This is a genomic window from Pseudoalteromonas sp. BSi20439, from assembly GCF_000241165.1.
GTDB lineage: Bacteria > Pseudomonadota > Gammaproteobacteria > Enterobacterales > Alteromonadaceae > Pseudoalteromonas.
The window spans coordinates 1-24,044 of record NZ_BADW01000103.1 but is presented as its reverse complement, the minus strand read 5'-3'; the positions used below and the strand labels follow the sequence as shown (position 1 = coordinate 24,044).

Annotated in this window: 22 protein-coding genes; 5 read left to right on the top strand and 17 right to left on the bottom strand. The window is 41.0% G+C overall.

All coding sequences use genetic code 11. The annotated features are described in order from the left end of the window. The first annotated feature begins 179 nt into the window (after nucleotides 1–179). Nucleotides 180–851 carry a DNA mismatch repair endonuclease MutH gene (mutH, locus tag P20439_RS09785; RefSeq protein WP_008466523.1) on the top strand — a complete coding sequence of 224 codons (672 nt, stop codon included), beginning with the start codon at nucleotides 180–182 and terminating at the stop codon, nucleotides 849–851. Between the two features lie 175 nt (nucleotides 852–1,026). On the opposite strand, the gene eno is transcribed toward mutH, so the two are convergent. The 5 genes from eno to rlmD all read right to left on the bottom strand — a co-directional run bounded on the left by eno (nucleotide 1,027) and on the right by rlmD (nucleotide 8,513). Further along, nucleotides 1,027–2,325, bottom strand: a complete 1,299-nt coding sequence (gene eno / locus P20439_RS09780) for a phosphopyruvate hydratase (protein WP_008466521.1) — start codon at nucleotides 2,323–2,325, stop codon at nucleotides 1,027–1,029. A gap of 100 nt (nucleotides 2,326–2,425) precedes the next feature. Then, complete coding sequence (locus tag P20439_RS09775) at nucleotides 2,426–4,060, bottom strand: CTP synthase (protein ID WP_036933512.1); 1,635 nt, start codon at nucleotides 4,058–4,060, stop codon at nucleotides 2,426–2,428. 157 nt (nucleotides 4,061–4,217) lie between these two features. Next, complete coding sequence (gene mazG / locus P20439_RS09770) at nucleotides 4,218–5,042, bottom strand: nucleoside triphosphate pyrophosphohydrolase (RefSeq protein ID WP_008466517.1); 825 nt, start codon at nucleotides 5,040–5,042, stop codon at nucleotides 4,218–4,220. Further along, nucleotides 5,023–7,179: a GTP diphosphokinase gene (gene relA, locus P20439_RS09765; RefSeq protein ID WP_008466515.1), complete on the bottom strand. Its 2,157-nt coding sequence runs from the start codon at nucleotides 7,177–7,179 to the stop codon at nucleotides 5,023–5,025. Before relA ends, mazG begins: the two co-directional genes overlap by 20 nt. 8 nt (nucleotides 7,180–7,187) lie before the next feature. Next, nucleotides 7,188–8,513, bottom strand: a complete 1,326-nt coding sequence (rlmD, locus tag P20439_RS09760; RefSeq protein ID WP_008466513.1) for a 23S rRNA (uracil(1939)-C(5))-methyltransferase RlmD — start codon at nucleotides 8,511–8,513, stop codon at nucleotides 7,188–7,190. A 102-nt stretch (nucleotides 8,514–8,615) separates the two neighbouring features. Here rlmD and barA point away from each other — a divergent pair, with 102 nt between their 5' ends. After that, nucleotides 8,616–11,390, top strand: coding sequence for a two-component sensor histidine kinase BarA (barA, locus tag P20439_RS09755; protein WP_193371993.1), 2,775 nt, complete (start codon nucleotides 8,616–8,618; stop codon nucleotides 11,388–11,390). Between the two features lie 29 nt (nucleotides 11,391–11,419). Here barA and pdxJ read toward each other — a convergent pair whose 3' ends face one another. From pdxJ to rpoE, 10 genes are all read right to left on the bottom strand, one after another. Further along, nucleotides 11,420–12,151, bottom strand: a complete 732-nt coding sequence (gene pdxJ / locus P20439_RS09750; RefSeq protein WP_008466509.1) for a pyridoxine 5'-phosphate synthase — start codon at nucleotides 12,149–12,151, stop codon at nucleotides 11,420–11,422. A 21-nt stretch (nucleotides 12,152–12,172) separates the two neighbouring features. Continuing rightward, on the bottom strand, nucleotides 12,173–12,865 hold the full coding sequence (gene recO, locus P20439_RS09745) for a DNA repair protein RecO (RefSeq protein ID WP_036933509.1): 693 nt from the start codon (nucleotides 12,863–12,865) through the stop codon (nucleotides 12,173–12,175). A 20-nt stretch (nucleotides 12,866–12,885) separates the two neighbouring features. Further along, entirely contained in the window at nucleotides 12,886–13,818 is a 933-nt protein-coding gene (gene era, locus P20439_RS09740) for a GTPase Era (RefSeq protein WP_008111765.1), read from the bottom strand. Next, nucleotides 13,808–14,485, bottom strand: a complete 678-nt coding sequence (gene rnc, locus P20439_RS09735) for a ribonuclease III (RefSeq protein WP_008466504.1) — start codon at nucleotides 14,483–14,485, stop codon at nucleotides 13,808–13,810. Before rnc ends, era begins: the two co-directional genes overlap by 11 nt. 2 nt (nucleotides 14,486–14,487) lie before the next feature. Next, entirely contained in the window at nucleotides 14,488–15,423 is a 936-nt protein-coding gene (gene lepB / locus P20439_RS09730; protein WP_008111762.1) for a signal peptidase I, read from the bottom strand. A gap of 16 nt (nucleotides 15,424–15,439) precedes the next feature. Continuing rightward, complete coding sequence (lepA, locus tag P20439_RS09725) at nucleotides 15,440–17,227, bottom strand: translation elongation factor 4 (RefSeq protein WP_008111760.1); 1,788 nt, start codon at nucleotides 17,225–17,227, stop codon at nucleotides 15,440–15,442. Nucleotides 17,228–17,349: 122 nt separating this feature from the next. Beyond that, complete coding sequence (locus tag P20439_RS09720; protein WP_008111758.1) at nucleotides 17,350–17,799, bottom strand: SoxR reducing system RseC family protein; 450 nt, start codon at nucleotides 17,797–17,799, stop codon at nucleotides 17,350–17,352. A gap of 10 nt (nucleotides 17,800–17,809) precedes the next feature. Continuing rightward, a complete protein-coding gene (locus P20439_RS09715) occupies nucleotides 17,810–18,763 on the bottom strand; it encodes a MucB/RseB C-terminal domain-containing protein (protein ID WP_008466500.1) in 954 nt (317 codons plus the stop codon). Nucleotides 18,764–18,767: 4 nt separating this feature from the next. Further along, a complete protein-coding gene (locus P20439_RS09710) occupies nucleotides 18,768–19,382 on the bottom strand; it encodes a sigma-E factor negative regulatory protein (protein ID WP_008111755.1) in 615 nt (204 codons plus the stop codon). 1 nt (nucleotide 19,383) lies between these two features. Next, complete coding sequence (rpoE, locus tag P20439_RS09705) at nucleotides 19,384–19,965, bottom strand: RNA polymerase sigma factor RpoE (RefSeq protein WP_008111753.1); 582 nt, start codon at nucleotides 19,963–19,965, stop codon at nucleotides 19,384–19,386. 244 nt (nucleotides 19,966–20,209) lie between these two features. Between rpoE and nadB the strand changes: the two genes are divergently transcribed. After that, a complete protein-coding gene (gene nadB, locus P20439_RS09700; RefSeq protein WP_008111751.1) occupies nucleotides 20,210–21,820 on the top strand; it encodes an L-aspartate oxidase in 1,611 nt (536 codons plus the stop codon). On the opposite strand, the gene P20439_RS09695 is transcribed toward nadB, so the two are convergent. Then, nucleotides 21,795–22,151 (bottom strand): hypothetical protein, encoded by a 357-nt coding sequence (locus P20439_RS09695; RefSeq protein ID WP_008466497.1) that lies wholly within the window; start codon nucleotides 22,149–22,151, stop codon nucleotides 21,795–21,797. The genes nadB and P20439_RS09695 overlap by 26 nt on opposite strands. A gap of 55 nt (nucleotides 22,152–22,206) precedes the next feature. Beyond that, nucleotides 22,207–22,458 carry a succinate dehydrogenase assembly factor 2 gene (locus P20439_RS09690; protein ID WP_008466496.1) on the bottom strand — a complete coding sequence of 84 codons (252 nt, stop codon included), beginning with the start codon at nucleotides 22,456–22,458 and terminating at the stop codon, nucleotides 22,207–22,209. 151 nt (nucleotides 22,459–22,609) lie between these two features. Here P20439_RS09690 and P20439_RS09685 point away from each other — a divergent pair, with 151 nt between their 5' ends. Both P20439_RS09685 and P20439_RS09680 read left to right on the top strand, forming a co-directional pair. Next, nucleotides 22,610–23,521, top strand: a complete 912-nt coding sequence (locus tag P20439_RS09685) for a folate-binding protein YgfZ (RefSeq protein ID WP_008466495.1) — start codon at nucleotides 22,610–22,612, stop codon at nucleotides 23,519–23,521. 11 nt (nucleotides 23,522–23,532) lie between these two features. Then, nucleotides 23,533–24,018 carry a peptidylprolyl isomerase gene (locus P20439_RS09680; RefSeq protein WP_008111743.1) on the top strand — a complete coding sequence of 162 codons (486 nt, stop codon included), beginning with the start codon at nucleotides 23,533–23,535 and terminating at the stop codon, nucleotides 24,016–24,018. Nucleotides 24,019–24,044: the final 26 nt, after the last annotated feature.

The following is a 24,044-nucleotide window of genomic DNA, read 5'->3' as shown; positions in this document are numbered from 1 at the left end:
AACACTAAAAACAAAAAAAACAATATAGTTCAGCTACTTATCTAAAACTATAGTTTTAAAGTAGTGCATAAAATTGCACCAACCACGCCATGTACAAAAATCAACCAACCGCTAAAGATGTCCACTACCATGCTAATTTGCTATCATGACACTGGTATTTATTCAACTAAATTAACAGTATGCAACCTTTAAAACCTCATTCAATTAATCAACTAATGCAACGTGTCAATAATATTGCAGGACTTACACTTGGCCAGTTAGCACAGCAGTATCATTTTAAAACACCTGATGATTTGTTACGTGAAAAAGGCTGGACGGGTCAACTGATTGAATATGTATTAGGCGCAACGGCCGGTTCAAAACCGCTCCCCGACTTTGAAGATTTAGGTATAGAGCTCAAAACATTGCCCATTTCATATAAAGGCAAACCATTAGAAACCACGTTTGTGTCGGTTACCCCACTAATGAATGTAACCGGTATGACCTGGCACACAAGTAGCGTACGTAAAAAGTTGAATCATGTTTTATGGCTACCTATTTTAAGTGAGCGCGATATTGCCCCGTTTGATAGAATAATAGGCAGTGGCTTTTTATGGCAACCTAGTGCGGCACAAGATGCACAATTACAGCGTGACTGGGAAGAGCAAATGGAGCTTATAGCCCTTGGCCGGGTAGATGAAATATCAGGACATTTAGGGGATGTAATGCAAATACGGCCAAAAGCAGCGAATAGCCATATTGTTACCGACGCTATAGGCCCAAACGGGAAAATAATTAAAACCCTGCCGCGTGGCTTTTATTTAAAAACCAGTTTTACCGGTGAAATTTTAAAGCAGCAATTTCAGCTTTAATTGATGAAAAGTAATTAACGTTTGGCTTGTTTAACTTAGACATTCGCACTGCTTGCTTAACGCCCGTAGCTCGATGCTCGTAGCCCGTTCCTTTGTCTCTTTTTTGCTATTTTTTTACAAAAAATCCCCGCCTAAGCGAGGATTTTTATAATCTTAAATATCAGAACCTAAAAAATTACTGACCTTTAACTTCTTTTAAACCGTTATAAGGTGCTTTAGCGCCTAATTGCTCTTCAATACGTAGCAATTGGTTGTACTTAGCAACACGATCTGAACGGCTTAATGAACCCGTTTTAATTTGACCTGCAGCAGTACCTACCGCTAAATCTGCAATGGTTGCATCTTCAGTTTCACCTGAACGATGAGAAATAACCACTGTAAAACCTACATCTTTTGCCATTTTGATTGCTGCTAACGTCTCTGTTAGTGAACCAATTTGGTTAAATTTGATTAAGATTGAGTTAGCAATACCGTTATCAATACCGCGTTTTAAAATCTTAGTATTGGTTACGAATAAGTCATCACCCACTAATTGAACTTTATCGCCCATTAGTTTAGTTTGGTGTGCAAAACCATCCCAATCAGACTCATCTAAGCCATCTTCGATTGATACAATTGGGTATTGCTCAGTTAAATCTTTTAAGAAGTGGTTAAACTCTTCAGATGTGAATTGCTTACCTTCACCTTTAAGGTCATAGATATTTGCTTCTTTGTTATAAAACTCAGAGGCCGCACAATCCAGCGCAAGGGTAATATCTTTACCAAGCTCATAACCGGCATTTGCAACAGCCACTTTAATGGCTGCAAGCGCAGCTTCATTTGATGCAAGGTTTGGTGCAAAACCGCCTTCGTCACCTACAGCTGTTGAATGACCATCTGCTTTAAGTACTTTAGCCAGACTATGGAATACTTCAGCACCCATACGTAATGCTTCACGGAAGTTAGTAGCACCCACTGGCTGAACCATAAATTCTTGAATATCCACTGAGTTATCAGCATGCTCACCGCCATTGATGATGTTCATCATTGGTAGTGGCATAGAGTAAACACCTGGCGTACCATTTAAGTCAGCAATGTGCTCGTATAGCTCTACTTTTTTAGATTGTGCAGCCGCTTTTGCGTTAGCAAGTGAAACAGCTAAAATAGCATTAGCACCTAGTTTTTCTTTGTTTTCAGTACCATCTAAATCAAGCATTACTTGGTCTACATCACTTTGAGCAAGTGCGTTTTGACCTTTTAAAGCCGCTGCAATTTCATTATTAATGAAGCCAACCGCTTTTAATACGCCCTTACCTAAGTAACGCGCTTTATCACCATCACGTAATTCTAATGCTTCGCGAGTTCCTGTAGATGCACCTGAAGGCGCAGCAGCACGGCCCCATGAACCATCAGCTAAATATACTTCAGCTTCAACAGTTGGGTTACCACGCGAGTCCATAATTTCACGACCGATTACTTTTACGATTTCTGACATCTTGATTCCTCTATATTCCCAAAATGGTGAGTGCGGCTAACCTGAGTTTGGCTAGCCTTAGAAACAAAAAAGGCCGCGCATCATGCACAGCCTTTTTAAATTACGAAGACGCTTTTTGGTAGGCGTGAGCCGCAGCTACAAACCCTTCAAATAGCGGGTGACCATCACGTGGTGTTGAAGTGAATTCCGGATGGAATTGCGCTGCAATAAACCAAGGGTGATCTTTATTCTCAATAATCTCTACTAGTTTTTTATCTTCAGATAAACCTGTAAAGCTTAAACCTGCTTGCTCAAGCTGTGCTACAAAGTTGTTGTTAACTTCATAACGGTGACGATGGCGTTCAACAATTTCGTCGCTACCATACACGTCATGTACTTTAGAGCCAGGTGTTAAATGACACTTTTGTGCGCCTAAACGCATAGTGCCACCTAAATCAGACTTTTCGTCACGTAATTCAACATTACCTTCAGCATCTAACCACTCGGTGATTAAACCAACCACTGGCGACTCTGAGTTTGCATTAAATTCAGTTGAGTTTGCATCAACTAAACCGGCAACATTTCGTGCGTATTCAATAAGCGCAACCTGCATACCTAAACAAATACCTAAGTAAGGCACTTTGTTTTCACGGGCATATTTAGCCGCTAAAATCTTACCTTCAACACCACGACCGCCAAAACCACCCGGTACTAAGATAGCATCTAAGCGAGAAAGAACATCCGTTCCTTTGGTTTCTAAATCTTGTGAATCAACGTATTGAATATTAATAGTTAAACGATTTTTTAATCCTGCATGTTTTAATGCTTCGTTTACTGATTTGTATGCATCTGGTAATTCAATGTACTTACCTACCATGCCAATCGTCACTTCACCTGTTGGGTTAGACTCTTGGTATAATACTTGTTCCCACTCAGCTAAATCAGCTTCAGGCGCGTCTAAATGAAAACGGCGACATACAAAGTTATCTAACTCTTGCGATTTTAATAGCGCAGGAATTTTATAAATACTATCTACGTCAGGTAGTGAAATAACGGCTTTTTCTTCAACATTTGTGAACAATGCAATTTTTGCACGCTCGTTATTTGGCAGCTTACGGTCTGAGCGACAAATAAGAATATCTGGTTGAATACCGACTGAGCGTAACTCTTTAACTGAGTGCTGAGTTGGTTTTGTTTTCACTTCACCAGCAGGGCCTAAGAAAGGCACTAGCGTTAAGTGAATGAAAAGTGCGCGTTCACGACCGATTTCTGTACCCATTTGACGAATTGCTTCGATAAATGGTTGTGATTCAATATCACCTACCGTGCCACCAATTTCAACGATTGCTATATCATGGCCTTCTGCACCATCATAAACACGTTGCTTAATATCATTGGTAATATGAGGAATAACCTGAATAGTTGCGCCAAGATATTCACCACGTCTTTCACGACGTAGTACATCTTCATATACACGCCCTTGCGTAAAGTTATTACGGCTGGTCATTTTGGTGCGAATAAAGCGTTCATAGTGACCTAAATCAAGGTCCGTTTCTGCGCCGTCTTCGGTAACGTATACTTCACCGTGTTGAATTGGGCTCATTGTGCCTGGGTCAACGTTGATGTAAGGATCCAGCTTTAGAATGGTAACATCTAAGCCACGGGCTTCTAAAATAGCGGCCAATGATGCTGCTGCAATACCTTTACCCAACGAAGAAACAACTCCGCCAGTAACGAAGATAAATTTTGTACTCATGCGAACCCTAGAATATCAGGAATTAAAAGGAATATAATACCCAAACAAGTGATTTTGGAATATAAACAAGACGGGGCGAAATTGTACCAAAACATAGCTAAGCAATCCAGCTATAAATAGCAAATCTGTGCACAAAAAACAGACATTTTTTATGTCCCTATTTATTTAATTTTTTTATTGCATCCCATGCCGCATCCATTTCCTCTAAAGACGCTGACTCAATACATTTACCCTGGGCAATTAAGTAATTTTGCACCTTTTCAAATCGTGCAGAAAACTTATCGTTGGCACTACGAAGCAATTGCTCTGGATCACGTTTGACATGGCGCGCTACATTCACGGTCGCGAACAACAAATCACCTAGTTCTTCTGCTGTATGGTCTGAGTACGGGTCATGTTCTAAGGCTTCTTTGACTTCCTCAACTTCCTCACTCACCTTATCTATAGCTCCATGATAAGTAGGCCAATCAAAGCCTAAAGCGGCTACACGTTGCTGAATTTTTTTGGCTTTTGTTAAGCTAGGTAAACTGTTTGGTATATCTTGCCAAAGTGTTGAGCTTTCATCTTGGGGTCTAGTAGCACGCTCTTGTGCTTTTATTGCTTGCCATTGCGCGGCTAATTCGGCATCAGTTGTGGGGGTGTCTTGCGCTGTAAATACATGCGGATGACGGCGCACTAGCTTCTCATTTAATTGAGCCACTACATCATTAAAATCAAATAATTGCTGCTCTTGCGCTAGTTGCGCATAAAACACGATTTGAAATAACAGATCACCTAGTTCACCTTTAAGTTCACTTAAATCGTCGCGCTCAATACAATCAGCCACTTCATAAGCTTCTTCAAGAGTATGAGGTACGATTGACGCAAACGTTTGCTTGAGATCCCAAGGGCATCCGCCCTCAGGGTTTCTCAGTGTTTGCATTATTTCCAGCAGTTGGCTTAAAGCCTCATTGTTAGCCTGATTACTGCCCTCGTTTTGCACTGTGTACCCCTTCGATCTGATGTAGCTTAGACAGCACTTTATTAGTGCCCTGTAAGTCATGCACTTCAATTTGCATCACAAAAATAGCAGTTTGAGTGCTATCAACCGTGTTTACGTTCATATTGAGCACATTAACTTTTTCATTGGCAAGTGCAGAACTGATGTCACGAATTAAGCCAGAACGATCACTGGCTTCAATACGAATAGTTAAGGCGTAAGAGCTACTGATATCGTCTGACCAACTCACTGAAATAACACGCTCGGGGTGCTTGTTTTTTAAATTACTAAACGAATCGCAATCTTCTCGGTGCACCGCAATACCGCGCCCTTGAGTAATATACCCAATAATTTCATCCCCAGGTACTGGGCGACAACAACGAGCAACATGGCTCATTAAACTACCGACCCCATCCACCACAATACCGTTTTTGTCACCAGTCACTTTACTAGGCGATTTGAAACGAATTACCGGCTCATGCTCTGTTCTGTCGGTAATAAAGTTAAGCATTTGATTAAGACGAATATCGCCAGCGCCAATGGCGACCATTAAGTCATCAAGTTCTCTAAAATTAAAACGCTTTATAGCAGGATCTAAATCTTTATAAGTTAGCTCTAATTTTTGTAATTCGTTATCAAGGATTTCTTTACCCGCACTTAAATTTTTATCGCGGTCGAGCTGTTTAAACCAATGGTGGATTTTGGCCCTTGCGCGAGACGATTTAATATATCCCAGCGACGGGTTTAACCAATCACGGCTTGGGTTTGGCTGCTTTTGGGTTAGTATTTCAACTTGGTCACCAGTGCTTAACTGATGAGTAAATGGCACTATTTTGCCAAATATTTTTGCGCCAATACATCGATGCCCTACATTGGAGTGAATGTAGTAAGCAAAATCAAGAGGTGTTGCCCCTAGCGGTAAGTCAAAAATATCTCCACGAGGGGTAAATACATAAACGCGGTCTTCAACCACTTGGTTTTTAAGCTCTTGTGCTAAATCACTGCCATCAACCACTTCTTCTTGCCATTGCAATAACTTACGCAACCAGCTAATTTTTTGCTCATAGCCTGAACCACGACCAGGTAATGCGCCTTCTTTGTACATCCAATGCGCAGCAACACCTAACTCAGCATCTTGATGCATGTCGTGCGTTCGTATTTGAATTTCAACGGTTTTACCCTCAGGGCCAAACACAACCGTATGAATAGACTGATAGCCATTTTGTTTTGGGGTTGCAACGTAATCGTCAAACTCTTTATTTAAATGACGCCAATTAGTATGCACTATGCCTAGGGCGCCGTAGCAATCTTGTAATCGCTCAACCACAATTCGCATGGCGCGTATGTCAAACAGCTGATCAAACTCGTAGTTCTTTTTCGCCATTTTTTTATAAATGCTGTAGATATGTTTTGGCCTGCCGTACACCTCAGCTTTAATGCCCGCTTCATGGAGGCGTTGTTTTACTTGCTCAACCATATCAGCCATATACGCTTCACGGGCAAGGCGCTTATCATCAAGTTGCTTAGCAATGTTTTTATAAATATCTGGATGCAAATACCGAAAAGCTAAATCCTCTAGCTCCCACTTTAATTGGCCAATACCAAGACGATTCGCAAGCGGTGCAAATATATCAGCGGTTTCTTTAGCGGCAATCACTCGCTCTTCTTCTGCGGCGTCTTTTACGTTGCGTAAATGGCAAACCTGTTCGGCTAATTTAATTACCACAGCGCGCACATCTTCCACCATGGCAAGCAGCATCCGGCGAATATTATCAACCTGAACTGTACCGTTACCTTGGTGAGCTAAGGTGCTAATGGTCGCCATTTGTGACACACCTGTAAGCAGCACTGCAACATGGTTACCTAAATGCTCTTCTACCGCATCAATGCTCACTACATCATTTAAATAATAAGGGGTTAAGTAGGCGGTGGCTAAAGAGTCAGCATCTAAATTTAGCTCAACTAAAATCTCCACCATTTCTATGGCGGTATTTTGTCGCTCGCTGTTATCACAAGCTTGGCAAAGCTGCTGCGCCTTGTTGAGTAAGCTGATTTTTTCTTGTGACAAACCAAGAGATTCTACGCGTGAAAAAAAATCACCCGCTTTATCATGTTGATGAGATTGACGTGTCGCTACCATAGTGCGCTTTACCTCCGTTGAAATAACGCCATAGTTTCGATATGCCCCGTGTGAGGAAACATATTCATTAGCCCTATTTTATTCAACTCAAAGCCGGCTTGCGAAATAATAGCGCTGTCACGGGCTAAAGTAACAGGGTCGCAAGAGACATATAAAATCGCTTTAAACTGCGTTAATGGAAGCTGTTCTAAAACTGCCATCGCACCAGTGCGTGAGGGGTCGAGTACTAAAACATCTAATTCTTTATTAAACCACGGCGCTTTTTTAATGCTCGTGGTTAAATCAAAACAATGAAACTGGGTATTAGTAATAGAGTTAGTGTGCGCATTTTGTGTTGCTAATGCAACCGCCGAAGTTACGCCCTCAATTCCTGTTACTGTTTTAGCTTGTTTGGCTAACACTAAAGAGAAGTTACCAATACCACAAAATAAATCCAGAACATTTTCATCGCCTTGAAGTGCTAACCAGTTTGCAGCTTGGATAAGCATCGCTTGATTTACACTCGCGTTAACCTGAATAAAATTACTGAGCCCAAACTCAAACGTTATATTTAACTGTTCAAGTTTATAAAATGGCATAGCTAAATGTGAATGATCAATGGTGTCACTGTCACTTTGCCACACTAACTGCCAATTATGAGCTGCCACATTTTGCTCAACAAACGCCTTATCATGAGGTGAAATCGCTTTGGTATGGCGGATAACAATAAAAGATTGTTCATCAGCGGCACATAATTGTAAATGACTAATACTGTGTAGCGTCTTGTTTTGATTAATGACTTTATCAAATACATTAAATACATCGGCAAATACGTCACTTAATACTGGGCACTGATTAATGCTAACAATGCTTTTAGAGCCACGTGCTCTGTAGCCTACCCGCATTTTTTTTGCGGCCTTGTCGAACATAACAGCAACCCGAGCACTACGTCTATAGTGGGTTGCTTGGCTTTGCAGCGGGGCTTGCCAGTTTAAATCGGTTAATTTTGCAAACTTGGCAAATAATTGATTTACCGCCGCTTGCTTTTCAATTACCTGCTGTGTGGCATCTAAATGCTGTAGCTGGCAACCACCGCATTGGCTGTAGTGTTCACAAATAGGCGCTGTACGATATTCACTAGCTTTAATTATTTTAAGCGTATCAGCTTGGCTGTAACGTGCTTTATCATCAACTAACTTGGCTTTTACTCGCTCACCAGGTAATGCTCCACTAACAAAACACACTTTATTATTGTACTTAGCAATACCACGGCCATGGTGATCCATTGCTGTAATATCGAGTTCTAGCGATTGCTGTTGTAGTGGTTTTTTCTTTGCTTTAAATATTTGTGCCATGAGGCATTACCTTAAAGGTTGATGAATTACGTCTCTACTTTGAGAATAGCTATGAGTATGTATATACTCACATTTAATAAAAATGATAATAATGCTCAGATTATGACCAAACTAGGCTTGCGCGATTCTGTTTTAACACTCACCCTGATCCCCACAGTGATCATTGGGCTATTACTAGGTGGTTATTTTACAATAAATCGTTACATTGAGCTTGATGAAATTTTATATCAACAAGGCACAACAATTTCTGAGCCTTTAGCGATTGCTCTTGAACAACCTTTACTGGAAAAAAATAAAAAACTACTTAATCGCGTGATTCGTTATACACATAACAAACACTCACCGGCGATTAAATCAATTGCTATTTTTAATGATAACAACCAACTTATTATAACTAGTAACTATCATCGCTCGTTCGATACCTTAATTGAGCAAACACAAATAGACAGTTTTAAAGCCACACATGTTCAGCAAACTGAAGAGTTAGTGACTTTTTTTACCCCTATTATTAATCACACAACACCTAATAGCGATTGGAATACCTCTGAGTTTCAGACCACATTAGGTACCGTAGTGATCCAACTTAATCGCGACAAAGCTGTTATTGGTCAGCAACGCGCATTATTAGTCAGCGGTATTATTATTATTCTTGCCTTAGTATTAGCAGCTATTTTAGCACTAAAACTTAGCCGTATGTTTATGACACCGCTAAATAAGTTAGTACTTGCTACCGACAGGTTAATTGAAGGGAAAAGACAAACAGGGTTAACTGAGCCCATGAATGGTGAGTTTGAACTATTGCGTGAAGGACTCAATACCATCTCCCACTCTATGGTGATGCAAAAAGACGAAATGCAAAAAAATATTGATCAAGCAACAAGTGATTACCGCGAAACGCTTGAGCAATACGAAACACAAAATATACAGCTCACTATGGCTAAAAAAGAAGCCCAAGATGCTAACCGCGTTAAGTCTGACTTTTTAGCTAAAATGAGTCATGAATTGCGTACACCACTTAACGGGGTTATTGGCTTTACTCGCCAGCTTTATAAAACACCGCTAAATAAAAACCAAAAAGATTACCTTGATACCATTGAGCTTTCAGCAAACAGCTTACTGACCATTATTAGCGATATATTAGACTTCTCCAAATTAGAAGCGGGTGCTATGGAGCTTGAATCGATTCAATTTCAATTACGCGATAGCGTAAACGAAGTGATGACATTACTGGCACCTAGTGCTCACGATAAACAACTTGAGCTCTCTATTTATATAAACCCTCAGGTGCCCGATCACTTAACCGGCGACCCCACTCGATTTAAACAAGTGCTTATTAACTTGTTAAGTAACGCGATTAAGTTTACTGAAAAAGGCGCGATTAAAGTCGATATTAGCCATCGTTTATTAGATGAGGAGCGTACTTCCATTTTAGTGTCGGTTGCTGACACCGGGGTGGGTATTCCTGCCGATAAACAAGACGCGTTATTTACCGCCTTTGGCCAAGCCGACTCCAGTATCACCCGTAAATTTGGTGGCACTGGCTTAGGGCTTATTATTACTAAACATATAGTTGAAGCAATGAATGGCCGTATTACTTTAAATTCAGCTCCAGGTAGTGGCACATGCTTTACTTTTAATGGCGTATTTAGATTACCAAATCATGTATTTATCAACGATTTGCCCACCCAGTCATTAATTGGTAAACGTGTTCTTTACTTAGAGCCACATAAACATACTCATCATGCCGTACTTTCATTATTACAAGAGTGGAAAATCAGCGTCACCCCATGCCATAGCGAAAGTGAATTTTTAGAGTGTATCGAGAAATCAGAGATCAATTTTGATATATGCCTTATTGGTCACATGGCATCGGTTGATGATATGCAGCGCTTAAAAAGCTATGTAAAAGCGGTTAGAGAATCAACCGATTATTTATACTTAATGCTCAATACTGTATCGCACAATATGCGTGAAGCCTTTATAGGCAGCGGTGCAGATGCCTGTTTAAGTAAACCGCTTAACCATCGTAAGTTATGTGAGTTATTAGCTGCACCCTATCGACTTGATCACCCAGCGCATAACATAGACCGGCATGAACAAACTCTACTGCCATTAAAAGTATTAGTCGTGGATGATAACGACGCGAATTTAAAATTAATTTACACCCTACTAAACGAACAGGTTGAATTGATTGATACCGCGCATAATGGATCACAAGCTTACAGCTTAAGTAAAAGTCATAAATATGATGTGATTTTTATGGATATTCAAATGCCGATAATGGATGGCATTACAGCCTGTAAACTCATTAAAGAGTCATCTTTAAATGAAGATACACCTATTATTGCCGTAACGGCGCATGCACTTAATAGTGAAAAAGAACAATTATTAAAAGATGGCTTTGAAGGCTATTTAACCAAGCCAATTGACGAAGATATGCTCAATCAAATTATTTGCGATCATAGCCCGCAATTACCTGTAAGCCGTGATAAGTCAAAAAGCAGATTTGAACATAGCACAGCACCTTTTGATAGCACTCGGCTTGATTGGACGTTGGCACTGCAACGTGCAGGCGGTAAACCCGAATTAGCCAATGAGATGCTTAATATGCTGTTATTAAGCGTGCCCGAAACCCTAAACTTATTAAATCAAGCAATCGTCAGTAATGATTGCCATCAAGTACTCAGCGTGATCCACAAATTTCATGGAGCGTGTTGCTACACCGGCGTACCAAAGCTAAAAACCTTAGCTGAAACGATCGAAACATCACTAAAAAATGAATGCGTACTTGATAATATAGAGCCCGAACTGTATGAACTTCAAGACGAGCTGGAAAACTTACTTGTTGATGCCAAAATTGATATCACTAATAAATAAGCTCGTCTTTGATGTTGTTTTTTATGATTCTAAGCGCGTGCTTCAAGCATTAAGCGTTTCATGTCACGCACCGCTTTGTCTAAACCATCAATCGCTGCACGGGCAATAATAGCGTGACCAATATTAAGCTCGTAAATCTCTGGCATCGCTGCAATTGGCTTCACGTTGTGATAATGCAAACCATGGCCGGCATTAACAATTAAGCCAATACTCGCTGCATACTTAACGCCTTGGCGGATGTGTTCAAGTTCTTTTGCTGTATCTTCATCGTTGGTGGCATCAGCATACGCCCCAGTATGAATTTCAACATAAGGCGCACCACAGGCTTTTGCAGCGTCTAACTGCGCTTTATCGGCATCTATAAACAGTGACACTTTAATACCGGCTTGCGTTAAAGTTTTAGTCGCTGCGGCTATTTTATTAATATTACCCGCTACATCTAAGCCGCCTTCGGTAGTAAGCTCTTCACGTTTTTCAGGTACTAAGCAAACATATTCAGGTTTAACCTCAAGTGCAATCGCAATCATTTCATCGGTTACTGCGGTTTCAAGGTTCATACGTGTTTGAATGGTTTTAGCCATCACATACACGTCGCGATCTTGAATGTGTCTGCGATCTTCACGTAAATGAATCGTAATGCCATCTGCACCGGCATGTTCTGCAACACTGGCTGCATGGGCTGGATCTGGGTAAGAAGTACCTCGAGCTTGGCGAAGCGTTGCAATATGATCTACGTTCACGCCTAGAAGAATATCTTTCATGTTTGTACCTGTGAAATTTGTTTATTGAGAGCTAATAAATAACTCACGACTTTTTAATGGCTTATTGCCCAATAATGGCTTTAATAAATAACGACTTAATTGCTTTGCCATATATAACACATCCGCTTGGCTAAAGTCATGATTTGCTATGGCATTAAGTTGTGAACCGGTGAATCCAGAACGCGAGTCATGTTGCACTGAAAACCCTACTTCTGCGAAGTAGCTATACGTTTGTGCCTCGTCAATTGGCTCACCGTCAGCGTCAAAACTAAAATCGACTCCATATCCTAGCAGCTCTAACAGTTGAAATTCATAAGAACGCAGTACCGCTTGCATGTCAGTACCGCTATTAAGGTTTTCTAGGTGTGTTTTATAAAGTTGAAAAACTTGATCAATGGGCTCATTAATCGGCACAATGCGACTAGTTAGCTCATTTAAATAAAAGCCACAATAAAGCTTATCACCAGTTAGAAATAACGGGTTGCCGTAGAGCTCAAATTTATTAATATATTTTAAATCGTATTTGCCGTTGTAATGGACGAGTAAGGATTGAAATGGTTGTAATTGGGCTTTATGTTTAGTGGCCTGGCGGCCACTAACTCGTGCGAGCATTCTAAGCTGGCCAACGCCTTCTACCAGCATATCTAACATTACTTGCGAGTCACTATAGGGACGTCGATGTAATAAATAGGCTTTGTAAAAGTCGCTGTCCATATTAGGCTATTCGATACTTATTAATCTTCACCGTAGCCTAAGCTTCTTAAGGCACGCTCATCGTCAGCCCAGCCCGATTTTACTTTAACCCATAGTTCTAAAAATACTTTATTTTCAAGCATTTCTTCTAGGTCTTTACGCGCTTCACGGCCGATCACTTTTAGCTTTTCGCCTTTGTTACCGATAACCATGCGCTTTTGCGTTTCACGCTCAACCAAAATAAGGCCATTGATGTGCCAAATACCGTTTTCTTGCCATTTAAACTGCTCTATTTCCACAGTCACTGAGTAAGGTAGTTCCTCACCCATAAAGCGCATAAGCTTTTCACGGATCACTTCAGCAGCCATAAAGCGCATTGAGCGGTCAGTAACGTAGTCGTCTGGAAAATAAAATTCGCACGGCGGTAAACGTTTAGTCACTTCATCTTTGATCAGGTTAATGTTTTTACCCTGAGTCGCAGATACAGGCATAATGCCTATAAAATCAAACTTATCGCCTAACCACTTCATATGTGGCAGTACAAGGTCACGATCTTTTACCTGGTCAATTTTGTTAATAACTAACAATACCGGCTTGCCACTTTGGCTCACTTTGTTAAGTACCATCTCGTCATCGGCATTCCAATGAGTGCCTTCAACAACAAAAATAATCAGTTCAACATCGCCAATTGAGCTCGACGCTGCACGGTTCATTAAACGGTTAATGGCGCGTTTTTCTTCAACGTGAAGACCTGGGGTATCTACGTACACCGCTTGGTGTTTACCCTCAGTATGAATACCCATAATACGATGGCGCGTGGTTTGTGGCTTACGTGAGGTAATACTGACTTTTTGCTCAATAATTTCATTAAGCAAGGTTGATTTACCCACATTAGGACGGCCAACAATCGCAACCATGCCACAAAATGTGTCTATTTCGCCTTCATGAGGCTGTATTAAGGTATCAAGATTCATTTTTAAGTATCTTCAATGCTTTTTCGGCCGCTTTTTGTTCGGCTTTACGCCTTGAGCTGCCAACAGAAATAATGCTATCCATTCCATCAACGATACATTCAACCGTGAATGTTTGATTGTGTGCCTGACCTTTAGTATCTACTACAGTATAGCCAGGTAATGATAGCTTACGAGCTTGCAAATACTCTTGCAGCAGGGTCTTAGGATCTTTTTGGTTAAGCCCTGGTGAAATAGCATCTAAACGTGATTCATACCACGCTAAAATAAGCTCGCCGCAGCGATCAATGTCTGAATCTAAAAATACAGCACCAATTATGGCTTCAACTGCATCTGCAAGGGTCGACTCGCGTCTAAACCCGCCACTTTTTAGCTCGCCTGGGCCTAAACGCAGGTAATCACCTAGCTCAAACTCAAGGCCAAATTCAGCTAACGTCTGGCCGCGAACTAAAGTCGAACGCATGCGGCTTAAATCGCCTTCACGTGCTTTAGGAAATTTAGCGTACAAGGCATTGGCAATTACAAAGCTCAAAATCGAGTCGCCCAAAAATTCGAGTCGCTCGTTGTGTTGACCTTTATGGCTGCGGTGCGTCATTGCTTGCTCAAGTAGGCCTTGATCAGCAAATGTGTAGCCAATTCTTTTGTATAACTCTGTTACATTTTTTTTCATTGTTACTGAATATTACCTAGGCGTTCAAAACGAACACCAGTTGGAACCCATCCTGGTAAAATGTCATCTGGGCCATTATCAAATTCAAAACTCATCCATATAAAGACAGCTTTACCCACCAAGTTTTCTTTTGGTACAAAGCCCCAAAAGCGACTATCTTGGCTGTTATCGCGATTGTCACCCATCATAAAGTAATGATCAGCAGGCACCACCCATTCATCCGCAGGAGTGCCCAATTGCTGGTAGTAACGCCCTTTTCGTTCAGGCGATTTTGGGTTAATTAAAATATCATGGCTAGACGTAGTTAAATCTTCATTTAAACGCGCTAAAGCCATTGGGCCTTGCATAAATTCATCATCATTAATTAATTTAAAATCAATTTTATTGAATTCGTTGCAAAGAAACGCGCCTTTTTGAACTTCGCCTTCTTCACATTTTGGTTGAATATATAAACGCTTATCGCGATAAACAATTTTATCGCCAGGTAAGCCTATAGCACGTTTAATATAATCAACTCTTTCATCTAATGGGTATTTAAAAACAACAATATCGCCACGCTCTGGTTCGCTCACATCCACTAACTGGCTGCGCCATACTGGGTCTTTAATTCCATAAGAATACTTTTGCACTAAAATAAAATCGCCTACTAATAAGGTTGGCATCATTGAACCCGACGGGATCTGAAACGGCTCAAAAATAAACGATCTAAAAATAGTGATAGCAGCAATCATCGGAAAAATCGACTTTGCTGTTTCAGTAATGACTGGCTCAGGCGCAATCAATGCTGCTGTTTCTTCATCAAGTTGGCCACCGGCAGAAGTTTGTGCAATTGCCAAACGCTCCTGCCTTTTAGGGGCAAACATTAAGTGATCTATTAACCATATAAGGCCTGAGCCTAAGGTTAATAACACCAATAAAACTGAAAAGTAGCCAGCCATTTATTATCCTTTATTTTTATTTACCAACTTTTAAAATGGCTAAGAACGCTTCTTGAGGCACTTCAACGTTACCAAGTTGCTTCATTCGCTTTTTACCATCTTTTTGTTTTTGAAGTAATTTTTTCTTACGACTCACGTCACCACCGTAACACTTCGCGATTACGTTTTTACGTAGTTGCTTTACAGTTGTACGGGCGATTACATGCTGACCAATTGCTGCCTGAATCGCAATATCAAACATTTGACGCGGTATAAGCTCTTTTAACGCATCAGCAAGCTGACGACCACGAGACTGCGCGCTTTCGCGGTGTACAATAATAGCTAGAGCATCGACACGCTCGCCATTAATAAGTATATCTACACGTACCATGTCTGAGGTTTGGAAGTGCTTAAAGTTATAATCAAGCGACGCAAAACCACGACTGGTTGATTTTAACTTATCAAAGAAATCCATTACCACTTCAGCCATTGGCAGTTCATACGTTACTGCAACTTGCTTACCGTGATAGCTCATTTTAGTTTGCATACCGCGCTTATCAACACATAAGGTTATTACGCTTCCTAAGTACTCTTGTGGTACTAAAATGTTAGCTTCTACTACTGGCTCACGTATTTCTAAAATATCGTTTACGGCTGGTAGATCAGACGGGTTATCTATTTGTGTAGTGCCCTCTTTAGTCACTACCTCATAAATAACCGTTGGTGCTGTGGTGATTAAATCAATGTCGTATTCACGCTCTAAACGCTCTTGAATAATTTCCATGTGCAGCATACCTAAGAAGCCACAGCGGAAACCAAACCCTAATGCGGTTGAGTTTTCTGGTTCAAAGAATAACGACGCATCGTTTAAGCTTAGTTTGTTAAGTGCATCGCGGAACGACTCGTAATCATCTGACGCAATTGGGAACATGCCCGCGTAGACTTGTGGTTTAATTTTCTGAAAACCAGGTAAGCGCAGTGGTGCCGCATTTTTTTGATGAGTAATAGTATCGCCTACTGGTGCACCGTGTATTTCTTTAATACCGGCAATAACAAACCCTACTTCGCCTGTGCGTAAAACACCGGTGTTAGTTTGTTTAGGTGTGAAAATACCCACATGATCTGCGGTATGTACGTTCTCGTTTGACATGATTTTAATTTTGTCGCCCGCGCGAAGTTCACCATGCTTAATACGCACTAGCGATACAACGCCTTGGTATGGGTCAAACCAAGAATCGATAATTAGCGCTTGTAATGGTGCGTCTTTATCACCAACTGGTGGTGGTACATCTTTAACGATCATTTCAAGTACTTCAGCAATACCCACACCTGTTTTGGCGCTACATTGCACAGCATCAAGGGCATCAATACCAATAATGTCTTCAATTTCTTCGGCTACACGTAATGGATCGGCTTGCGGTAAATCAATTTTATTCAGAACCGGTATAACTTCTAAGTCCATTTCAATGGCGGTATAACAGTTGGCTAATGTTTGTGCTTCAACACCTTGGCCGGCATCAACAACCAATAATGCGCCTTCACACGCTGCTAGTGAGCGTGATACTTCATAAGTAAAGTCAACGTGCCCAGGAGTGTCGATAAAGTTGAGCTGGTACGTTTCACCATCGTTTGCTTTGTAGTTTAACGTTACACTTTGCGCCTTAATGGTAATGCCACGTTCACGTTCAATATCCATTGAATCTAGAACCTGTTTCTGCATTTCACGGTCGGTTAAACCACCACAAACTTGGATCAAACGGTCAGAAAGGGTCGATTTACCATGGTCAATGTGGGCGATGATCGAAAAATTACGGATATGCTTCATAAACTGGATTCTAAACTTCTATTTTAAAGGACTAAGGTCGCATGCCTAAATAACTTGAAAATACTTGCTGTGCATTTTCAAGTTACTGTGGCATAAAAACGCAATTTTACATTTAATTGGCGTCAATCACCATCTATTTGAGTTAAAGGGAGACTAATTGGATGAATTTTTATCACTTTAATCTCATGTCTAAGTGATTTTACCCATGTTTTAGCAATTAAAAAGCCGGTGATGCCACCCAATATCGCTGCTAAAATTTGCCAGCCTTCGGCCAATAATATTAATTCACTGGTTATTAAGGCGAAGATTAAACTCAAAAACAAGGGCAACATGTAAACGGCAAAGGCATGTTTTACAACATGGCTGTCATCTAGTGACAGGGTCACTTTTTGCCCCACCTCTAATTGCGTTTCAAATTTATAGGGCAAGGTTTTTTTGGCGGTACCAAATAACTTGCTAAACACCTGTGAGCCACAACGTCCATTACAGCCTTCACAGGCCTGTTTTTGTTGGGCTTCTAAATGCGCAACGTGGCCACTAAGGGCCACGACGGTTAACGTTTGTTCTATCATAATTTAGTTTCTATAATGCCCGTGATACCGACTCTGCAATCGCTTTAGCACTCGTTGTTGGGATATTCCCCACCACAGACACATCAAAATTTCCGCCGTTGTGCACATATATAGTGGTTGCACCCGAGGTCAGTGCTCCGCTTAAACGCTTGCCCGGTAGTGGTCGTTGTACAAATACTGATACCTCAACGAATCCATCAGAAAATAAATAGTAGTCTGTTAATTCATTGTTTAAGTCGAGCTTATGTCTATCTGACTTGAGTAGTTCAAACCCTTCAGGTAGCCAACCAATAGTCCAATTCATAGCATTTGCTTTGCTTTGTTCAGCAATTGAATTAGCGGGTAATGGGGTTGGAAAATTACGATTAAGTACTTCTAATAATAAGCTTGCCGGTTGCTCAGTTACACTGATATGGGTAAGTTGTAATTGCTCAAGTGCTTCGCCTTGATGATTAACATAAGCGGCTTTTAATAATAACAAAGACTCAGTATCAATCCAAATCCAATAGTTATATTTGTCATCGTTTTTAGATTCAATTCGAACCAGCTGAGCAGGACGCCCCGCAATACGGCCTTTACCACCAAGCACAAAATCATAATGCGCACTTAGGCGATTAATATCTTTAAATAAAACTTCTGGGATGGGACCTGCAATTGAGTCGGTTGTTAACGAGTAAGGTTCTGATTGTGGCTCAAAGTAGGTAACTTGGTCGTCAATACGGATCATTTCAAGGCCAGCGCCATTAAGCAAACTTAAATGCTCAAGCTCTATATCACCTTGTTTAGCATGCACCCAGCGGTAGGGCTCCATACTTTTACCTTTAACAACAACAAAAGAGGCGTCGAAATTACGAGTGTGAACTGCACTGGCCATTTCAAGCAGTAAATCTTTAGCGGGGTTTGTGTCATTGGCAAAAGTGTTAAAACTTAACACCAATGACATAATAAAAGTGATTACTTTCATCTAATTAGTTTTTTTCCTCTGGCGATGTTTCATCTGTTTTAGCTGTTTTTAACGAATGAGCAACACGCGCTTGACGCTGATGTTCAAGTACTAATGCGCCAATGCGTTGCTGTTGAAGCTCGCGCAAGCCTTGCTCTGCGTTATCAAGTGCTGGTGCTGATGAGTAGCTTACTGGCGACGCCATGCCGGTTAACGGCGTGGTTTGCAGTAAAGGAATTTCATTTTGTGGAGCATCTTCACCTTGCGGTAAGGTGTTCACGCCAACAATAGTAAACATTGCTACACTTGCTGCAATTGCCAATTGGGCAACCGGTTTACGCCAATTAAACGCCACTACTTTGTTGTCTGTTTCGGTGCTTGAAGGGGTTGCCACACTGTCAGACTGGCTAAAGTCTGCATAAACGGGCTCACTCTCAAGTGCTAACGAAATGCGATCGCTAATATCAAAGTCCATATTATTGTTATTTTCTTTAGCTCGCATTGCATCACCGATTAACGCGTAACGGCCAAACGTAGCAACATCATCTGATGCAATAGCGGCATCATTTAAAGTTTGCTCACCGTCAAGTAATGCTGATAACGATTCGTTATCTAAGCGGTTAACGTGTGCTTTTGTCATACTAAGACTCGCCTATCAATGGGTTTAATTTATTATCAATTGCTTCACGGGCACGAAAAATACGCGAACGTACCGTCCCGACTGGGCAATCCATCACCACGGCTATTTCTTCATAGCTCATACCCTCAATTTCTCTAAGAGTAATCGCGGTTTTTAGATCTTCAGGCAAACTATCAATCGTATTAAAAATAACAGCGCGTACTTCTTCGCTTAATAGTAAATTTTCAGGTGACGCGTTAGAACGCATTGAATCTGCACCTTCATAAAACTCGGCATCCTCAGCATCTATATCATTTGCTGGCGGTTTACGCCCTTGAGCCACTAAATAATTTTTAGCACAATTAACGGCGATACGGTAAAGCCAAGTATAAAAAGCACTGTCACCACGAAAGTTTGGAAGGGCACGGTACGCTTTAATAAACGCTTCTTGTGCTACATCAGCAATGTCACCTTGATTTGATACATAACGTGAGATCAAACCGGCAATCTTGTTCTGATACTTCTTAACTAATAGGTTAAAGGCGTTTTTATCTCCCTGCTGAACCCTTTTCACTAACGCTAAATCTAATTCCTGCTCGCTCATTCGAGCCGGTACTCCTCTGATTGATTCTTGCTTATTATTCATAGTGTCGCCATTGTTCACACCTACTCTGACCCTTAGATGAATAAAAAGTTCTGACTCATATTCTTTTTTTATAAAATAGCTACAAATTACGCGTTTATACGCTAAAACCACTTAGTAGTAGTTCAACAAATATGGTACAACTATAAGTATTAAAAATAAATATTGCTCTATCTGAGCATTGTAACCGCAAAGTACCTCACAGATGAACCAAAATAAACATCACATTACCGATGTCGCTATTATTGGTAGCGGCGCAGCAGGCTTATCACTTGCTTTATCTTTGGCTAATTACTGTAACGTTACCGTGATCAGTAAAGGTGAATTAACCGAAGGTTCTACTCTTTATGCCCAAGGCGGAATTGCCGCTGTTTTTGATAAAAAAAATGACAGTATAGAATCTCACGTTGAAGATACCTTAGATGCCGGTGGCGGTTTGTGTGACAGAGAAGCTGTTCATTATACTGCCAGCAATGCACATGACTGCCTACAATGGTTGATTGACCAAGGCGTGCCTTTTGATATGGAATTTGATAGTAAAGGTAAAGAGCGTTTTCATTTAACCCGCGAAGGGGGTCACAGCCACCGACGCATTTTGCATGCTGCCGATGCCACTGGCAAAGCAGTGCAAACAACGTTAATTAGCCAAGTTCAAGCACATAGCAATATCACCTTGTTAGAGCATTACAATGCGATTGATTTAATTACTGATAAAAATATCGGTAAAACGGGGTCACATGTTCACGGTATGCATGTGTGGAATAAAAAAGCCAAAAAAGTAGAAACTATTGGCGCAAAATTTGTTGCCCTTGCAACGGGTGGTGCAAGTAAAGTGTACCTTTACACCTCTAACCCTGATGTCTCTAGTGGTGATGGCATTGCAATGGCGTGGCGTGCAGGGTGTCGCGTTGCTAACATGGAATTTAATCAATTTCATCCAACCAGTCTTTACCACCCGGAATTACAAAACTTTTTAATTACCGAAGCAATGCGTGGTGAAGGTGCGTATTTAAAACGCCCTGATGGCACTCGCTTTATGAAAGAGTTTGATGAACGAGAAGAACTCGCTCCGCGCGATATTGTAGCGCGCGCTATCGACTTTGAAATGAAACGCCTTGGCGCAAATTGCTTATATTTAGATATTAGCCATAAAGACAAAGATTTTATTATTGAACACTTCCCTACTATCTACGCTAAATGCTTGAGTGTAGGGCTTGATATTACCAAAGAGGCAATCCCTGTCGTTCCCGCAGCACATTACACCTGTGGTGGCGTAATGACCGACTTTAACGGCAAAGCGGATTTAGCAAATTTATACGCTGTGGGTGAAGTGGCTTATACCGGCCTGCATGGTGCTAACCGCATGGCGAGTAACTCGTTATTAGAGTGCATTGTGTTTGCCCATGCAGCAGCAAAAGATATTTTGAGTAAAATAGAGACCGCACCCGCGCTGGTTGATTTACCTAGTTGGGACGAAAGTCGTGTATCTAATTCAGATGAAGAAATTGTCATCACTCACAACTGGCATGAGCTACGATTGTTTATGTGGGATTATGTTGGGATTGTACGCTCAACTAAACGCCTTGAACGTGCGCTTCATCGTGTTGAGTTACTGCAACAAGAAATACACGATTATTACGCAAACTTTAGAGTAAGCAATAACTTACTTGAATTACGTAATTTGGTGCAAGTTGCCGAGCTTATAATTAGAAGTGCTATGGAACGTAAAGAAAGTCGTGGACTACACTTTACCATTGATTATCCAGAGCAAAATGAGAACCCAACACCCACTATTTTGACCCCTCCGCGTAATTAATTACTTCAAGCGTTGCCCGTTTTAAACGCGCATAGCTTTGCTCATCAACACTATTGGCTGAAATAATCAGCCAATAGTTTTTACTAAAACCATTAATATACAACCACACACTCTGACCAAGTAACCGACTTTGTTTACTAATTACACCTTGAATTTGCCTGCCAGAGCCTTCAAAGCGAAATTGATTCGGCTCTAAAAGTATGACGCCCTGCTGTGGCTGAGCAGCAACGATTTTTCGCCAAACGATAATGCCAGCAAGGGTATTAAGTGCAATACAAAAAAGAGTTGCCGCCACCGAGTCCATAAATAGGCACAACACTAAAGTCAGCACACAAAAAAAGACCACAATCGGTTTGTGGTCTGTTTTATTATTTGTAACAGTAAATCTATACACGAACTCGGTCTAAAATTAGCTGAACCATGCTATTTAGCTCAGCGTCTTTACATTTTTCATGGCCCATAAACCAAGCGAATAAATCTGGGTCTTCTTGGGTTAATAGACGCTGAAAAGCCGCCTGCTGTTTAGCATCTAACGAGTCATAAGCTTCTTCAACAAACGGCATAAACAAAACATCTAGCTCTAACATGCCACGGCGACAAGCCCAACGGATACGTGCTTTACTATGTATTTCAACCATTTTAAACCTCATATTTAATTAACTCGAGTTTACCAAATACCCATTAATTTAACAGCACTAAGTTATAAAAAACATCGTCCGTTAGTCGCTGTACCATACGCTTTAACTACGTTATTATGTGACCTCATTTGTTATTGCAAAGAAGGTGTTTATGTCTCAGGTTTATGCATGTCCTTTATCACATCAGGTTATTAGCCTCTCAGGCGCAGATAAATTATCGTACCTCCACGGACAAATCACTCAAGATCTAAATAAACTTAACAACGATAACTTTTTGTGGGCAGGTCACTGCAGTGCAAAAGGTAAGTTATGGGGTGTATTTAAGCTATTTTCTTATCAACAAAGTTACTTTTTAGCTGGTTCAAGTGCAGAAGTCGAACGTTCACTAGCTGAATTAAAAAAATACGCTGTATTTGCAAAAGTTGAAATTAATAAAGCATCAGAGCGATTAATTGGTCTACTTGGCGATAACTTAACAGACATACTCGTACAACTCGATATTCACTTCAGCGATGACGCCACAGCCTGTGACTTCGCCCATGGTAAAGCACTGAAACTGGCACCAAACCGCGTTTTACTAATGGTTGATAGCCAATTTTGCCTACCTGATGACGTGTCTACCCTCGACAACGACGCCCTATGGCAGCAAGCGTCTATACTCGCTGGTGAACCGCAATTAAGTGTTGATGCAATTGATGAATACGTACCGCAAATGGTTAACCTGCAAGCCATTAACGGCATTAGCTTTAAAAAGGGTTGCTACACAGGCCAAGAAACTGTCGCACGTATGAAATACCTAGGCAAAAACAAACGCGCAATGTATATCGTTTCAGGACAAAGCGAAGGACGACTTGATGAGCCTGATATTGAAACCCAATTAAGTGAAAACTGGCGCCGTGCAGGTAAACTTATTGCGCAAAGCTATAATGAACAAACACAGACTTTAACTGGTTTGGTCGTGTTGCCAAACGATACTGATATCGATCAGACTCTTCGTGCAAAACACACCCCTTCGGTAGAGCTAAACATTCTGCCTCTACCTTACTCTCTTGAAGATGAATAATAGGAATGACTATGATCGTTGCAGCAAATAAAGTGGTAAAAATGCATTACTCTGTTTTAGATAATGACGGAAATACCATTGATAACTCATTTGGCGGTGAGCCATTAATTTTTATCGTTGGTACAGGCTACCTGATCTCAGGGCTTGAAAATGCGCTGCAAGGCAAGCAAGCTGGCGATACACTAAGTGTAAAAGTAGAACCAGAAGAAGGTTACGGAGAGCGTCATGATCACTTAATGCAAGCCGTACCAAAATCAATGTTTGAAGGTATGGAAATTGAAGTGGGCATGCAATTTCGTGCAACCACAGATGACGGCGACCAATCAGTAATGATCATCGATATTCAAGATGAAGAAGTCATTGTTGATGGTAACAACCCACTTGCCGGTATTACACTTAACTTTGATGTAGAAATTTTAGAAGTACGCGATGCAACAGCCGAAGAGCTTGAGCATGGCCACGTACATGGCGAAGGCGGTTGTGGTCACGAGCACTAAGCCCTAATGCAGTAATAAAAAAAGCG

Excerpts from the sequence above, each read along its gene's own strand:
- mutH (WP_008466523.1), top strand. The coding sequence starts at position 180 with ATGCAACCTTTAAAACCTCATTCAATTAATCAACTAATGCAACGTGTC.
- eno (WP_008466521.1), bottom strand. The coding sequence starts at position 2,325 with ATGTCAGAAATCGTAAAAGTAATCGGTCGTGAAATTATGGACTCGCGT.
- P20439_RS09775 (WP_036933512.1), bottom strand. The coding sequence starts at position 4,060 with ATGAGTACAAAATTTATCTTCGTTACTGGCGGAGTTGTTTCTTCGTTG.
- relA (WP_008466515.1), bottom strand. The coding sequence starts at position 7,179 with ATGGTAGCGACACGTCAATCTCATCAACATGATAAAGCGGGTGATTTT.
- rlmD (WP_008466513.1), bottom strand. The coding sequence starts at position 8,513 with ATGGCACAAATATTTAAAGCAAAGAAAAAACCACTACAACAGCAATCG.
- barA (WP_193371993.1), top strand. The coding sequence starts at position 8,616 with ATGACCAAACTAGGCTTGCGCGATTCTGTTTTAACACTCACCCTGATC.
- pdxJ (WP_008466509.1), bottom strand. The coding sequence starts at position 12,151 with ATGAAAGATATTCTTCTAGGCGTGAACGTAGATCATATTGCAACGCTT.
- recO (WP_036933509.1), bottom strand. The coding sequence starts at position 12,865 with ATGGACAGCGACTTTTACAAAGCCTATTTATTACATCGACGTCCCTAT.
- era (WP_008111765.1), bottom strand. The coding sequence starts at position 13,818 with ATGAATCTTGATACCTTAATACAGCCTCATGAAGGCGAAATAGACACA.
- rnc (WP_008466504.1), bottom strand. The coding sequence starts at position 14,485 with ATGAAAAAAAATGTAACAGAGTTATACAAAAGAATTGGCTACACATTT.
- lepB (WP_008111762.1), bottom strand. The coding sequence starts at position 15,423 with ATGGCTGGCTACTTTTCAGTTTTATTGGTGTTATTAACCTTAGGCTCA.
- lepA (WP_008111760.1), bottom strand. The coding sequence starts at position 17,227 with ATGAAGCATATCCGTAATTTTTCGATCATCGCCCACATTGACCATGGT.
- P20439_RS09720 (WP_008111758.1), bottom strand. The coding sequence starts at position 17,799 with ATGATAGAACAAACGTTAACCGTCGTGGCCCTTAGTGGCCACGTTGCG.
- P20439_RS09715 (WP_008466500.1), bottom strand. The coding sequence starts at position 18,763 with ATGAAAGTAATCACTTTTATTATGTCATTGGTGTTAAGTTTTAACACT.
- P20439_RS09710 (WP_008111755.1), bottom strand. The coding sequence starts at position 19,382 with ATGACAAAAGCACACGTTAACCGCTTAGATAACGAATCGTTATCAGCA.
- rpoE (WP_008111753.1), bottom strand. The coding sequence starts at position 19,965 with ATGAGCGAGCAGGAATTAGATTTAGCGTTAGTGAAAAGGGTTCAGCAG.
- nadB (WP_008111751.1), top strand. The coding sequence starts at position 20,210 with ATGAACCAAAATAAACATCACATTACCGATGTCGCTATTATTGGTAGC.
- P20439_RS09690 (WP_008466496.1), bottom strand. The coding sequence starts at position 22,458 with ATGGTTGAAATACATAGTAAAGCACGTATCCGTTGGGCTTGTCGCCGT.
- P20439_RS09685 (WP_008466495.1), top strand. The coding sequence starts at position 22,610 with ATGTCTCAGGTTTATGCATGTCCTTTATCACATCAGGTTATTAGCCTC.
- P20439_RS09680 (WP_008111743.1), top strand. The coding sequence starts at position 23,533 with ATGATCGTTGCAGCAAATAAAGTGGTAAAAATGCATTACTCTGTTTTA.